This window comes from Georgenia sp. AZ-5, from assembly GCF_043952095.1.
Lineage (GTDB): Bacteria > Actinomycetota > Actinomycetes > Actinomycetales > Actinomycetaceae > Georgenia.
On record NZ_JBINOU010000001.1, the window covers coordinates 1,029,399 to 1,043,820 of the forward strand.

Annotated in this window: 9 protein-coding genes and 2 pseudogenes; 10 read left to right on the forward strand and 1 reads right to left on the reverse strand. The window is 71.5% G+C overall.

Annotation, left to right across the window (positions count from 1 at the left end; all coding sequences use genetic code 11):
- The first annotated feature begins 3 nt into the window (after window positions 1-3).
- The 5 genes from ppdK (at window position 4) to ACF0H8_RS04940 (ending at window position 9,208) form a co-directional block, all read left to right on the forward strand.
- Window positions 4-2,712 carry a pyruvate, phosphate dikinase gene (gene ppdK / locus ACF0H8_RS04920; protein WP_395287871.1) on the forward strand — a complete coding sequence of 903 codons (2,709 nt, stop codon included), beginning with the start codon at window positions 4-6 and terminating at the stop codon, window positions 2,710-2,712.
- A 169-nt stretch (window positions 2,713-2,881) separates the two neighbouring features.
- Complete coding sequence (locus tag ACF0H8_RS04925; protein WP_395287872.1) at window positions 2,882-3,661, forward strand: electron transfer flavoprotein subunit beta/FixA family protein; 780 nt, start codon at window positions 2,882-2,884, stop codon at window positions 3,659-3,661.
- Between the two features lie 13 nt (window positions 3,662-3,674).
- A complete protein-coding gene (locus ACF0H8_RS04930; RefSeq protein WP_395287873.1) occupies window positions 3,675-4,670 on the forward strand; it encodes an electron transfer flavoprotein subunit alpha/FixB family protein in 996 nt (331 codons plus the stop codon).
- 53 nt (window positions 4,671-4,723) lie between these two features.
- Window positions 4,724-5,650: a cytochrome b/b6 domain-containing protein gene (locus ACF0H8_RS04935; RefSeq protein WP_395287874.1), complete on the forward strand. Its 927-nt coding sequence runs from the start codon at window positions 4,724-4,726 to the stop codon at window positions 5,648-5,650.
- Between the two features lie 96 nt (window positions 5,651-5,746).
- Entirely contained in the window at window positions 5,747-9,208 is a 3,462-nt protein-coding gene (locus ACF0H8_RS04940; RefSeq protein WP_395287875.1) for a pyruvate carboxylase, read from the forward strand.
- Between the two features lie 311 nt (window positions 9,209-9,519).
- Here ACF0H8_RS04940 and ACF0H8_RS04945 read toward each other — a convergent pair.
- Window positions 9,520-9,789: pseudogene (locus tag ACF0H8_RS04945) on the reverse strand (IS5/IS1182 family transposase); the annotation flags it as partial.
- A 72-nt stretch (window positions 9,790-9,861) separates the two neighbouring features.
- Between ACF0H8_RS04945 and ACF0H8_RS04950 the strand changes: the two are divergent.
- From ACF0H8_RS04950 to ACF0H8_RS04970, 5 genes and pseudogenes are all read left to right on the forward strand, one after another.
- Window positions 9,862-9,909, forward strand: a pseudogene (locus ACF0H8_RS04950) (hypothetical protein); the annotation flags it as partial.
- A gap of 169 nt (window positions 9,910-10,078) precedes the next feature.
- Window positions 10,079-10,738 carry a putative PEP-binding protein gene (locus ACF0H8_RS04955; protein WP_395290810.1) on the forward strand — a complete coding sequence of 220 codons (660 nt, stop codon included), beginning with the start codon at window positions 10,079-10,081 and terminating at the stop codon, window positions 10,736-10,738.
- Window positions 10,739-10,883: 145 nt separating this feature from the next.
- Entirely contained in the window at window positions 10,884-12,497 is a 1,614-nt protein-coding gene (locus tag ACF0H8_RS04960) for a transposase (protein ID WP_395287876.1), read from the forward strand.
- A 336-nt stretch (window positions 12,498-12,833) separates the two neighbouring features.
- Entirely contained in the window at window positions 12,834-13,577 is a 744-nt protein-coding gene (locus tag ACF0H8_RS04965; protein ID WP_395287877.1) for an SDR family NAD(P)-dependent oxidoreductase, read from the forward strand.
- Window positions 13,574-14,419: a 3-hydroxyacyl-CoA dehydrogenase family protein gene (locus ACF0H8_RS04970; RefSeq protein ID WP_395287878.1), complete on the forward strand. Its 846-nt coding sequence runs from the start codon at window positions 13,574-13,576 to the stop codon at window positions 14,417-14,419. Before ACF0H8_RS04965 ends, ACF0H8_RS04970 begins: the two co-directional genes overlap by 4 nt.
- Window positions 14,420-14,422 lie beyond the last annotated feature (3 nt).

A 14,422-nucleotide genomic window follows, 5' to 3' on the forward strand; every position in this document is an offset into this window, starting at 1 on the left:
GCCATGGTTAAGTACGTGTACCGGTTCAGCGAGGGTGACAAGGACCAGAAGGACCTGCTGGGCGGCAAGGGCGCGAACCTGGCGGAGATGACGAAGATCGGGCTGCCGGTCCCGCCCGGCTTCACCATCACCACCGAGGCGTGCCGTGCCTACATGCGCGACGGCCACGTCCCGCCCGAGCTGCGGGTGGAGGTGACGATGGCGCTGCGCGAGATCGAGGACACATTAGGACGCCGACTAGGTGATTTTCATGAGCCGTTGCTGGTCTCGGTGCGCTCGGGGGCGAAGTTCTCCATGCCCGGCATGATGGAGACGGTGCTCAACGTCGGGCTCAACGACGCCTCGGTCAAGGGCCTGGCCGAGTTCTCCGGCGACGAGCGGTTCGCCTGGGACTCCTACCGGCGGCTGATCCAGATGTTCGGCAAGACGGTGCTCGGGATCGACGGGGAGCTCTTCGCCGCGGCGCTGGACGCGAAGAAGGCCGAGGTGCGCGCGGCAACCGACGTCGACCTGGGCGCCGAGGACCTGCACGACCTCGTCGAGACCTACAAGCGCATCGTCCGCGAGCAGTGCGGCCGGGAGTTCCCGCAGCACCCGCGGGAGCAGCTGGACATGGCCATCGAGGCCGTGTTCGGCTCGTGGAACACCGAGCGGGCGCGCCTGTACCGCCGGCGCGAACGCATCCCCAACGACCTGGGCACCGCCGTCAACGTCGTGACGATGGTCTTCGGCAACCTCGGCGAGACCTCCGGCACCGGCGTGGCCTTCACCCGGGACCCCTCCACCGGCCACTCTGGCATCTACGGCGACTACCTGCCCAACGCCCAGGGCGAGGACGTCGTCGCCGGCATCCGCAACACCCTGTCCCTGGCGGACCTGGAGAAGCTGGACCCGAAGTCCTACGCCGACCTCCTCCAGGCGATGCGCCGGCTGGAGACGCACTACCGCGACCTGTGCGACATCGAGTTCACCATCGAGCGCGGCAAGCTGTGGATGCTGCAGACCCGGGTCGGCAAGCGCACGGCCGCCGCGGCCTTCCGCATCGCCACCCAGCTCGTCGACGAGAACCTCATCACCATGGACGAGGCGATCGCCCGGACCACCGGTGCCCAGCTCAGCCAGCTGCTCTTCCCGCAGTTCGACGCCGACGCCGAAAAGGTCCTGCTGACCAAGGCCATGGCCGCCTCGCCCGGCGCCGCGGTGGGCGAGATCGTCCTCGACAACGCCCAGGCCATGGAGCGCACGGCCGCCGGCGCGAAGGTGATCCTGGTGCGGCGCGAGACGAACCCGGACGACCTGCAGGGCATGATCGTCGCCGACGGCATCCTCACGTCCCGCGGCGGGAAGACCTCCCACGCGGCGGTCGTCGCCCGCGGTATGGGCACCTGCGCCGTCGTCGGCGCGGAGGCCGTGGACGTCGACGTCGCCAAGAAGGAGGTTCGGGTCGACGGCCGGGTGCTGCGCCCGGGCGACGTCATCGCCCTCGACGGGTCCACCGGGGAGGTCTTCCTCGGTGACGTGCCGGTGGTCGACTCCCCGGTCATGCGGTACATCTCCCACGGGCTGGAGGCCGGACTCGAGGCCGCGCCCGACGAGTCGACGCGCGAGCTGGTCGAGGCGGTGCACCGCGTCCTCACCCACGCCGACCACGTGCGGCGGATGCGGGTGCGCACCAATGCCGACACCGCCGAGGACGCCCGGCGCGCGCGTGATCGCGGCGCCGAGGGCATCGGCCTGTGCCGCACCGAGCACCAGTTCCTCGGCGAGCGGCGCCGCTACATCGAGCGGGTGGTCCTGGCGGACACCCCCGACGAGCGCGACGCCGCCCTGACCGAGCTGCTGCCGCTGCAGCGTCAGGACTTCGTCGACCTGCTCGAGGTGATGGACGGCCTGCCCACCACCATCCGGCTCATCGACCCGCCGCTGCACGAGTTCCTGCCCGACCTGACCGAGCTGTCCGTGAGGGTGGCGCTCGCCGAGGCGAAGGGTGAGGTGGACGAGCGCGAGGTCAAGCTGCTCGCCGCGGTGCGGCGCATGCACGAGCAGAACCCCATGCTGGGCCTGCGCGGGGTGCGCCTGGGGCTGAAGGTGCCGGGGCTCTTCGCGCTGCAGATCCGCGCCATCGCCGAGGCCACCGTGCAGCTGCGGCAGGCCGGCAAGGACCCGCGGCCGGAGATCATGGTGCCGCTCGTCGGCTCGGTCCGGGAGCTGCAGATCGTCCGGGAGGAGGCCGAGGGCATCCTCGCCGAGGTCGGCCAGGGCGCCGGCACGGTGCTGGACCTGCCGATCGGCTGCATGATCGAGCTGCCCCGGGCCGCGCTGACCGCCCACCGCATCGCCGAGGAGGCGGACTTCTTCTCCTTCGGCACCAACGACCTGACCCAGACCACGTGGGGCTTCTCCCGCGACGACGTCGAGGGCGCGTTCTTCGCCGACTACCTCGAGAACGGGGTGCTGACCATCTCTCCGTTCGAGACGCTGGACGCCGACGGCGTCGGGGCTCTGGTGGTCGCCGGCGTCACCGGCGGGCGCTCGGCGAAGCCGCAGCTGCACATGGGGGTGTGCGGCGAGCACGGCGGCGACCCCGAGTCGATCCACTTCTTCCACGACGCCGGGCTGGACTACGTCTCCTGCTCGCCGTTCCGGGTGCCGATCGCCCGGCTCGAGGCCGGCCGCGCCGCCGCGCTGAACCGGGAGGACGCCACCGCCTGAGCCCCGCATTGTCTTGGGAACGACGGCGGCCACCGGTCATCTGCCGCCCGGCCCCATGAGCGCCGGGCGGCACGCGGTTTCAGATGTCGGTTCGCATGGCTAGATTTTCCTGCGCATGAATGGCATGATTCGGGCTATCCGACAAGGACGTTGCAGGAGGAGCGGGCCCATGAGGATCGTCGTGCTGGTCAAGCAGGTGCCTGATACGTGGGGCGAGCGCAGGCTCAACCCGAGCACGGGACGGGTGGACCGGGCCGCGAGCGACCCCGTCATCGACGAGGTCGGCGAGCGCGCCCTCGAGGCCGCGCTGGCGCACAAGGACTCCCACGACGCCGAGGTCGTCGTCATGACGATGGGTCCGAAGGGAGCGACGGAAATCCTCCGTAAGGGCCTCGCCATGGGCGCGGACTCCGCGGTGCACGTCGCCGACGACGGGCTAGCCGGTGCCGATCTGGTCCGGACCGCCGAGGTCCTGGCCGCCGCGATCCGGCGCACGGGCTTCGACCTCGTCATCGCCGGCAACGAGTCCACGGACGGACGTGGCGGTGTGGTGCCCGCGATGATCGCCGAGCACCTGGGCGTCGCGCACGCCACCCACCTGAACTCCGTGGAGATCATGGACGGCGAGGTGCGCGGCGAGCGCAACACGGAGGTCGGCACCTCGGACCTGCGCGCGGCGCTGCCCGCCGTCATCTCCGTCACCGAGCGGGCGCCCGAGGCCCGGTTTCCCAATTTCCGGGGCATCATGAAGGCCAAGAAAAAGCCGCTCGAGGTGCTCACCCTCGCCGACCTCGGTGCCGAGGTGCTGGCGGGGCAGGGGGCCAACCCCCGCTCCATCGTCCTCAGCGCCGCGGAACGGCCCGCGCGCACCGCCGGCAAGAAGATCGTCGACGACGGAAACGCGGGCAAGGAGCTCGCTGAGTTCCTCGCCGCCGCCCACCTGATCTGACGGAGGAACCACCGTGTCTCATATCGTTGTCCTGATCGAGGTCGCGCCCGACGGGGGCGTCCGCAGTTCGGCGCGGTCCCTGTTGGCGGCCGCGGCCACCATCGGCACGCCGGTCGCCGTCGTGGCGACGCGGCCCGGCGAGGCCTCCGGCGCCGTGACCCAGCTGGGCGAGCTCGGCGCAGAGCAGGTGTACGTCGCCGAGTCGGACGCCGTCGGCGCCGCGGTCGTGACGCCCGTGGTCGCTGCGCTGGAGTGGGTGGTCCGCGAGGTGGGCGCATCCGCCGTGCTCGTCCCGCACTCCGTGGACGGCCGGGAGGCGGGGGCGCGGCTCGCCGTGCGGATGCGCACGGGCCTCGCCGTCGACGCCGTCGGCGTGCGCCTGGACGGGGACCGCATCGTGGTCCAGCACTCTGTATTCGGTGGCACCTACACCGTGGACTCCGCGATCGAGGGAGGGCCCGCCGTCGTCACCGTGCGCGACGGGGCCATCGACGGGCAGGCCCCCGCCGCCACCCCGGCGGTCACCACAGGCCCGGTCGAGCCCGGGACCGCTGCCGTGGTCGACGCCGTCCACACCGCACCGGCCCAGTCGGGCCGCCCGGAGCTGCGCGGCGCCGCCAAGGTCGTCTCCGGCGGACGCGGGCTGGGCTCGCAGGAGAACTTCGCCCTGGTGGAGCAGCTTGCCGACGCCCTTGGCGCCGCCGTGGGCGCCTCACGCGCCGCGGTCGACGCGGGGTTCGTATCCCAGTCGGCCCAGGTGGGACAGACGGGGACCACCGTCTCGCCGGAGCTCTACGTGGCGCTGGGGATCTCCGGAGCGATCCAGCACCGGGCGGGCATGCAGACCGCCAAGACAATCGTGGCGATCAACAAGGACGGCGACGCGCCGATCTTCGACATCGCCGACTTCGGTGTCGTGGGGGACGTGTTCAAGGTGGCGCCGCAGCTCATCGACGCGATCGAGAAGCGCCGCCAGGCGGTCGAGGTCACCGCCGCGTCCGTCGTCTGACGGCGTTCCAGACCGACCGGACAGCCGTCGAGAAGGACGAGGAAGGCATCGTGATGACCACTCTCGCTGACATGAAGAAGAGCCGGTTCGCCAGACTCGTATGGCTTGTCCCGACCGCGCTGGCGCTCCTCGTTGTGGCCGTGCTCCTGGCGCGTTGGCTGCGGGGGCTTCCCGCCGTCGAGACGTTCGTCCACCACTTTCCGGGGGAGACCCGGCTGCCCGAGAGCGCGCCCGTCGGATTCCCCGCCTGGCTGGGCTGGCAGCACTTCCTGAACGTCTTCCTGATGGTCCTCATCATCCGGTCCGGGTGGCTCATCCGGACCACGACCCGCCCACCGGCGTACTGGACCCGGAACAACAAGGGCCTACTGCGCACCCGGAAGTCGCCGCAGAAGATGAGCCTGCACGTCTGGTTCCACCTCAGCCTGGACGTGATCTGGATCTCGAACGGGCTGGTGTTCATCGTCCTGATGTTCGCCACCGGGCAGTGGATGCGGATCGTGCCGACCAGCTGGGAGGTCTTCCCCAACGCCGTATCGGTCCTGGTCCAGTACCTCTCCCTGGACTGGCCGACGGAGAACGGCTGGGTGAACTACAACTCCCTGCAGCTGCTCGCCTACTTCGTCACTATCTTCGTCGCCGCGCCCCTGGCCGCCCTCACCGGCCTGCGGATGTCCCCGGCGTGGCCGGCTAGCTGGAAGCGGATCAACCGGCTCTACCCGATCGAGGTGGCTCGCGCGATCCACTTCCCCGTGATGCTGTACTTCGTCGCATTCATCGTCATCCATGTCGCCCTCGTGCTGACGACCGGGGCGTTGCGCAACCTCAACCATATGTACGCCGTGCGCGACGACGCCGGCTGGCTGGGGTTCTGGATGTTTGCTGCTTCGCTGGCGGTCATCGTTATCGCCTGGGTTGCCGCCCGGCCGGTGATCCTCAGCTCCGTCGCATCCCTCACGGGCAAGATCTCGCGGCGCTGACCTTCCTGGGCTGCGCCGACGTGCCCGGCCCGGGTGCGGCCGTGCGCCACTCAGCCGGCGCCGCCCCCGGAACCCCTGTCGCCAACGAGGAGGACCATGTTCCGCAAGATCCTGGTGGCCAACCGGGGCGAGATCGCCATCCGCGCGTTCCGCGCCGCCTACGAGCTCCGTGCCCGCACCGTGGCGGTCTACCCGTACGAAGACCGCGGCTCGCTGCACCGGCAGAAGGCGGACGAGGCCTACGAGATCGGCACGCGCGGCCAGCCCGTGGCCGCGTACCTGGACGTGCAGGAAATCATCCGCGTGGCGGTGGAGTCCGGCGCGGAGGCGATCTATCCCGGCTACGGGTTCCTCTCCGAGAACTCCGCGCTCGCCCGCGCGGCGGACGCGGCTGGGCTCGCCTTCGTCGGGCCCTCGGCCGAGGTGCTCTCCCGCACCGGGAACAAGGTCATCGCCAAGGAGCAGGCCGCCGCGGCGGGCATCCCGGTGCTGCGCTCCACCCGAGCGTCGGCCGACGTCGACACGCTGGTCGCCGACGCCCGGGAGCTCAGCTTCCCGGTCTTCGCCAAGGCCGTCGCCGGCGGCGGTGGGCGCGGAATGCGCCGTATCGAGACTCCGGGGGAGCTGCGCCCCGCGCTCGAGCAGGCCATGCGTGAGGCCGGCGCCGCGTTCGGCGACCCCACGATGTTCCTCGAGGAAGCGGTCCTGCGCCCCCGGCACGTCGAGGTGCAGGTGCTCGCCGACCAGCACGGGGACGTTGTGCACCTCTTCACGCGTGACTGCTCCGTGCAGCGTCGCCACCAGAAGGTCGTCGAGATCGCTCCGGCGCCGAACCTCGATGACGCGGTCCGTCACCGCCTCCACGTCGACGCCGTCGCCTTCGCCCGGGCGGTGGGCTACGTGAACGCGGGCACCGTGGAGTTTCTCGTCGAGACGGAGGGCCCACGGGCGGGGCAGCACGTGTTCATTGAGATGAACCCGCGCATCCAGGTCGAGCACACGGTGACCGAGGAGGTCACCGACGTCGATCTCGTCCATGCGCAGCTGCGCATCGCGGCGGGGGAGTCGCTGGTGGACCTCGGGCTGCGGCAGGAGAGCATCCGGCTGCGGGGTGCGGCCTTGCAGTGCCGGATCACGACGGAGGACCCGGCGGCGGACTTCCGCCCGGACACCGGGCGGATCACGACCTACCGCTCACCCGGCGGCGCAGGCATCCGCATCGACGGCGGCACCGTACACACCGGCACCCAGGTCAGCCCGTACTTCGACTCCATGCTCACCAAGCTCACCTGCCGCGGCCGGGACTTCCCGACGGCGGTGGGCCGCGCCCGGCGGGCGCTGGCGGAGTTCCGCATCCGGGGCGTGGCGACGAACATCCCGTTCCTCCAGGCAGTCCTGGATGAGCCGGCCCTGGTGGCCGGCGACCTCAGCACCCGGTTCATAGAGGAGCGCCCTGAGCTGCTCACTTCCCGCAAGCCGCAGGACCGCGCGACGAAGGTGCTGGCGTGGCTCGCCGACGTCACCGTCAACCAGCCGCACGGCTCACGGCCCGAAGTGGTGCACCCCGCGGACAAGCTGCCGCTGGTCGCACCGCAGCGGCCGGCCCCCGCCGGGTCCCGGCAGCGCCTGGCCGAGCTCGGGCCCGAGCGATTCGCCCGCGCGCTGCGCGAGCAGACGGCGCTCGCGGTCACCGACACGACCTTCCGCGACGCGCACCAGTCCCTGCTCGCGACCCGGGTGCGGACGAAGGACCTGCTTACCGTCGCGCCGTACGTGGCCCGGATGACCCCCGAGCTGCTCTCGGTGGAGGCCTGGGGCGGGGCCACCTACGACGTCGCCCTGCGCTTCCTCGGGGAGGACCCCTGGGAGCGGCTGGCGGTGCTGCGCGAGGCGATGCCCAACATCGCACTGCAGATGCTGCTGCGCGGGCGCAACACCGTCGGCTACACCCCGTACCCGGAGGTGGTCACCCGCGCCTTCGTGGCGGAGGCCACCGCCACCGGCATCGACGTCTTCCGCATCTTCGACGCCCTCAACGACGTCGCCCAGATGCGCCCCGCGATCGACGCCGTCCTCAAGACGAACGCCGCGGTGGCCGAGGTCGCCCTGTGCTACACCGGCAACCTGCTCGATCCCCGCGAGCGGCTCTACACCCTCGACTACTACCTGAGCCTCGCCGAGCAGATCGTCAGCTCCGGTGCACACGTCCTGGCCGTCAAGGACATGGCCGGGCTGCTGCGACCCGGGGCGGCGGGCCTGCTGGTGCGGGCGCTGCGCGAGCGGTTCGACCTACCGGTGCACGTCCACACCCACGACACCGCCGGCGGCCAGCTCGCCACCCTGCTGGCCGCGGCCGCCGCGGGAGCGGACGCCGTCGACGTCGCCTCCGCGCCGCTCGCCGGCACGACGAGCCAGCCGGCGGCCTCGGCCCTCGTGGCCGCCCTCGCCCACACCGAGCGGGACACCGGGCTGTCGCTGCCGGCGGTCAGCGATCTGGAGCCGTACTGGGAGGCCGTCCGCCGGGTCTACCGCCCCTTCGAGTCCGGCCTGCCCGCACCGACGGGCCGGGTCTACTCCCACGAGATTCCCGGCGGCCAGCTGTCCAACCTGCGCCAGCAAGCCATCGCCTTGGGCCTGGCGGACGACTTCGAGCTCATCGAGGAGATGTACGCCGCAGCCGACCGGATCCTCGGGCGCATACCCAAGGTGACGCCGTCGTCCAAGGTCGTCGGCGACCTCGCCCTCCAACTCGCCGCCAAGCGAGCAAGCCCTGACGACTTCGCGGAGAACCCCGGCGCGTACGACGTGCCGGACTCCGTCATCCGGTTCATGGCCGGCGAGCTCGGCGAGCTACCGGGCGGGTGGCCCGAGCCGTTCCGCACCAGGGTCTTGGCCGGCCGTGAGCCCGACCTGGCCGAGCGGCCCCTGACGCCGGAGCAGGCGTCGGAGCTGGCCGTCCCGGGCGCAGAGCGTCGCGCGACGCTCAACCGGCTCCTCTTCCCCAGCCCGGCCCGAGCCTTCGCCGAGAACCGCGACCGGTTTGGGGACGTCTCGGTCATCGACACCTTGGACTACCTCTACGGGCTCCGGGTCGACCAGGAGCACGTCGTGGAGATCGAGCGGGGCGTGCAGCTGCACATCGGGCTCGAGGCGGTGGGGGATCCGGACGAGCACGGCGTGCGCACCGTCATGACGACGCTGCACGGTCAGCTGCGGCCCGTCTACGTGCGCGACCGAAGCGTCGAGCCGACCACGCGCGCTGCCGAGAAGGCCGATCCCGATGCTCCGGGTCACATCGCCGCGCCCTACGCCGGCGCGGTGACCATGCGGGTGGGCGCCGGTGAGGCTGTCGAACGCGGTCAGCAGCTGGCGACGATCGAGGCGATGAAGATGGAGGCCGCGATCACCGCCCCGGTGGCGGGCCGGGTGCAACGCCTCGCCGTGGCCGCCACGCAGAGCGTCGAGGCCGGTGACCTCTTGTGCGTCGTCGACTTCGTGGAAGCACCGTCGCGGCCCGAGCTGCCCGCCTCACCGGCCCAAGTGGCGACCGCACCGTGAACGCAGCACCGATCCGCTTCGGACGTAAATGGCGGGACCATCGTCCCGGCCGCCAAAACGGACTCCTAATCTCTCGTCATGAGGCTCTCCCACTGCCGTGAGTGCACCGAGGTCCGGGTGGTGGGCGTGGCCGGCGGGAAGCCCGTCCCGCCCCTGCTGCAGACCCTTGGCCTGCGTCCCGGCGCCCGGCTGCGGGTCACCGGCCGGGTCGCCTTCGGGGGCGTCGCAGGGGCCCTGGCCGGCGCGCCGTGGCGTGAGCACCGGCCCGCCGTACCGCCTCTCGGCCCCGCCCCGGGCCGTGTCGGTGCCCACCCGTCCGTGCCGTCCGACCCCTCGGCCAGTTCGACGTCCTGCCGGGCGACCACCGCCAGCAGCGCGACCACCTGCGCCTCGTCCTCGTCCAGGGCGTCGATGTCGAGGTGGGATAGCAACGCGGTGGCGTCCTGCACCAGCGCCGAAACGAGCTCGTCGCGGGCGGCGGGGTCGTCCGCGGCGGCGAGATCGTTTCCACCGCCGACCTCCCGGGCGACCCGACGGTTCCCCGCGATCAGCTGGGTCACGGTGTCCTGGGTCGCGACCGAGGCGGCGCTGGACGACGCCACGGCTGGTCGGTGGTGGACCGGGTCCTCACCCACGCCGACGACGTGCGGCGGATGCGGGCGCGGGCCAACGCCGACACCGTCGAGGACGCCCGCCGCGCGGGGGAGCGCGGGGCCGAGGGGATCGGGCTATGCCGCACCGAGCACCAGTTCCTCGGCGAGCGGGCGCGAGTACATCGAGCGGGTCGTCCTGGCCGAGGAGAAGGGCAAGGTCGACGAGCGCGAGGTCAAGCTGCTCGCCGCGGTGCGGCGCATGCACGAGCAGAACCCCATGCTGGGCCTGCGCGGGGTGCGCCTGGGCCTGAAGGTGCCGGGGCTCTTCGCGCTGCAGATCCGCGCCATCGCCGAGGCCACCGTGCAGCTGCGGCAGGCCGGCAAGGACCCGCGGCCGGAGATCATGGTGCCGCTCGTCGGGTCGGTGCGGGAGCTGCAGATCGTCCGCGAGGAGGCCGAGGGCATCCTCGCCGAGGTCGGCCAGGGCGCCGGCACGGTGCTGGACCTGCCGATCGGCTGCATGATCGAGCTGCCCCGGGCCGCGCTGACCGCCCACCGCATCGCCGAGGAGGCGGAGTTCTTCTCCTTCGGCACCAACGACCTGACCCAGACCACGTGGGGCTTCTCCCGCGACGACGTCGAGGGCGCGTTCTTCGCCGACTACCTCGAGAACGGCGTGCTCACCATCTCCCCGTTCGAGACGCTGGACGCCGACGGCGTGGGCGCGCTCGTGGTCGCGGGCGTCACCGGCGGGCGCTCGGCGAAGCCGCAGCTGCACATGGGGGTGTGCGGCGAGCACGGCGGCGACCCCGAATCCATCCACTTCTTCCACGACGCCGGGCTGGACTACGTCTCCTGCTCCCCGTTCCGGGTGCCCATCGCCCGGCTCGAGGCCGGCCGGGCGGCGGCGCTGGCGGGGGAGGACGCCACGGCGTAGCGCCGGCAGGGGCACCAGGGGTCCAGTGGTCGTCGTCGGCTGAGGCACGTCGCGCGACGCGATCGGGGAAGGTTCGTCAGGCATAGGGCCTGTTGCGAAATGGCGTGGCTCCGAGCTCGGGGCTCGGTGTCTTCGAGAATGGGGTATGGCGAGGGGGTACCGGCCGGTCGATCGGGATCAGCAGTACTTGTTGCCTCCGGATATGCGGGAGTGGTTGCCGCCGGGGCATCTGGTGTGGTTCGTGATCTCGGTGATCGATTCATTGGACATCAGCGAATTCGAGGCCGGGTCCCGGCTCGGCGGGGTGGGCCGGGCGGGGTACGCGCCTCGGATGCTCCTGACGGTGCTGGTTTATGGCTACGCGATGGGGGTCAAGTCTTCTCGGCAGATTGAGCGGTTGTGCCGCAGCGACGTCGCTTTCCGGATTGCGTGTGCCCAGGACGTGCCCGATCACACCACGTTGTCCCGGTTCCGCAAGGACCGGGAGGATGCCGTGAAGGGGTTGTTCACCCAGGTCCTCCAGCTGTGCGGGAAGGCCGGTCTGGCCAAGCTCGGTACCGTCGCGATTGACGGGACGAAGATCGCCGCGAACGCCTCGGACTACGCGTTGCGAAGTGAGAAGTGGTTGCGTGAGGAGGTCGAGAAGATCTTGGCCGAGGCGGAGCAGGTTGACGCCCGCGAGGACGCCCTCTTCGGTGATGCGCTCGGCGACGAGCTGCCCGCCGACCTCGCGGACCCGGTGACTCGGCAGGATCGGATCAAGAAGGCGCTGGCAGATATCGAGGCCGAGAAGTCGGCGAAGGTGGCCGAGCGCAGCGAGAAGGACAAGGCCAAGGCTCAGGCGTGGGTGAAGATGATGTCGGACCCCACCCTGCCTAGTTCGGAACGGGAGCATCCGGGCCGCGCGCCGCGGGGTGTCGATCCGGTGGTGGTGGCGCAAATGCGGCTCGACCGGGCGGTGGCGGCCCATCAGCAGAAGCTCGATAGCTGGGAGCGGCGCCAGGCTCAGGCCGCCGCCCTGGGCCGCACGCCCAGCGGCCGGGCCCCGGTGAGCATGGAGGCGTGCGTCCGGGTCGCCAGGGCGCGTGAGGCGCTGGAACGGGCGAAGGAACGCGCCGCTGCCGGGCCGCCCCCACGGGAGAGGCCGGGTGGGAACGCGAAGGAGTGGTTTCGGAACATCACCGATCCCGACGCCAGGTCCATGGCGACCCGCAAGGGTTGGGTTCAGGGGTACAACGCTCAGCTCGCCGTAAGCCAGGACCAGGTCATCCTCGTCGCCGATGTCGTGCAGAACCCTGCCGACAACGTCGCGTTCGTCCCGATGCTCACCGAGTTGGACGAGGCCGTCCGTGTGCTCACCGCCTGCGGGAGCAGTCAGACAGAAGTAGGCGTGGTGCTGGCAGACGCTGGCTACCGCAGCGTGGAGAACGTCACCGTGCCCGGGCCGGCGCGCCTGATCGCGACCGGCCAGGGCCGCGACGACGCACGCCGCGCTCGACAGGAGCCGACCAGCGGACCACCACCGGAGGGGGCGGATCCGTTAGAAGCCATGGACCACCGCCTGCGCACCCCAGAGGGCCGCGAGCTGTACCGGCAACGCGCGCCGATGGTCGAGGGCACGAACGGCCAGCTCAAAGACGTCATTGGGCTCAGACGCTTCTCCCGCCGCGGGCTCCGAGCGGTGCGTAGTGAGCTCCATTTCGCCGCGACCGTTCATAACATCCTCAAGCTGTTCAGGGCAGCACCCGCAATGGCCTGAATGGGCCACCGGGGGGCCGGCGCGGCCTGCCCCCGGAGCCCTCTTCCAGCGGCCGAGCGGCCGCCCCGCGGCCTAGAAACGCCCTACCGCCGCCGAAACACGGTTCGGAGGCCAGCTCTAACCGCAGCACCTCACCACAAACGACAATGCACGCCAGCAAAGCGCGTCACGCCCCATAGCCTGACGAACCTTCCCCGATGACCCGTCGGTGGGACCCGCGCTACCTCGCCCTGACGGCGAGCACGGGGAGCGGGGAGGCGCCCCGGCCGAAGATCTCGCTCCGACAATACGCGACTAGCGATTGACGACACACCGCAAACATGTAGCATGTCGGACATGCATCGCGACGTGGCGGACCGTGGCGTCGCCCTCGTCATCGGCGGCGGCGGCGGCATCGGCTCCGCCGTCACGCGCGCCCTGTCGGAGGACGGCTACGAGGTCGTGGTCACGTACTCGGCCAACCGCGAGCGGGCCGAGGGGCTGGTCGGGGAGCTCGTGGGGTCGGGCCGCCCCGCTGCCCTCCGCGCGCTCGACGCCACCGACAGCGCCCAGCTGGACGGCGCCGTGCGGGAGCTGGCGGGCGGCGGGCGGCTCACGTGCCTGGTGCACTGCGTCGGCCGGTGGACCTTCACCCACCTGACCGAGCTGACCGATGAGGAGATCGACGAGATCCTCCGGCTGAACCTCGTCTCGACCCTCTACGCGCTGCGCGCGGCGGGCCGGCACGTGGCCGACGGCGGATCGGTCGTCACCGTCTCCAGCGCGGCCACCGACCTGGCTCCGAAGCGCCAGGCGAGCTACGTCGCCGCCAAGGCGGGGGTGGAGGCGGCCTCCCGGGTGGCCGCCAAGGAGCTGGGCGCGCGCGGCGTGAGGGTCAACGTGGTCCGCCCGGGCGCCACCGACACCGGCCTGCTGCGTTCGACGACCTCCCCGCGGGCGATCGAGGCGATGTCCACGGCCAACGTGCTCCGGCGCCTCGGGACCCCCGGGGATGTCGGCGAAGTTGTGTCGTTCCTGTGCTCCGACAAGGCCCGGTTCGTCACCGGGTCCGTCCTCGACGTCGCTGGAGGTCTGCGATGAGCGTTCCCGACCGTGTCGGTGTGATCGGCGGAGGCCGCATGGGCTCCGGCATCGCCCACGCCTTCGTCCTCGCCGGTGCCGAGGTGTGCGTGGTCGAGCGGGACGCCGGCGCGGCGGAGGCGGCCCGCGGGGCGGTCGAGCGCGCGGTCGCCGAGTCCGTCCGGCGCGGCGTCGTCGACCACGCGGGCCCCGTGCTGCAGCGCGTGCGCGTGTCCGCCCGGTACGAGGATCTGGAGGGCGCGGGGCTCGTGGTCGAGGCCGTCCCGGAGAAGCAGCTCCTCAAGGTGGAGTCGCTGCGGCGCGCGGAGGACGTCGTCGGGCCGGGCGCGGTGCTCGCCACCAACACGAGCAGCCTCTCGGTGCACCTCATCGCCGAGGACCTGCAGCACCCCGGGCGGCTCCTGGGCATGCACTTCTTCAACCCCGTGCCCGCGAGCAAGCTCGTCGAGGTCGTCGTGGGCCCCGAGACCGAGGACGACCTGCCCGGGCTGGTCGTCCAGTGGGTAACCGCCCTGGGCAAGACCCCCATCGTGGTCAAGGACTCACCCGGCTTCGCCAGCAGCCGCCTCGGCGTCGCGCTCGGTCTCGAGGCGATCCGCATGCTGGAGGAGGGGGTGGCGAGCGCGGAGGACATCGACGCGGCCATGACCCTCGGGTACGGCCACCCGATGGGGCCGCTGCGGCTGACCGACCTCGTCGGCCTGGACGTGCGGCTGGGGATCGCGCGGTTCCTGCACGAGTCGGTCGGGGAGCGGTTCCGCCCGCCGGGGCTGCTGGTGGAGATGGTCGAGCGGGGGGACCTGGGCCGGAAGACCGGCCGGGGCTTCTACGCCTGGGAATGACCG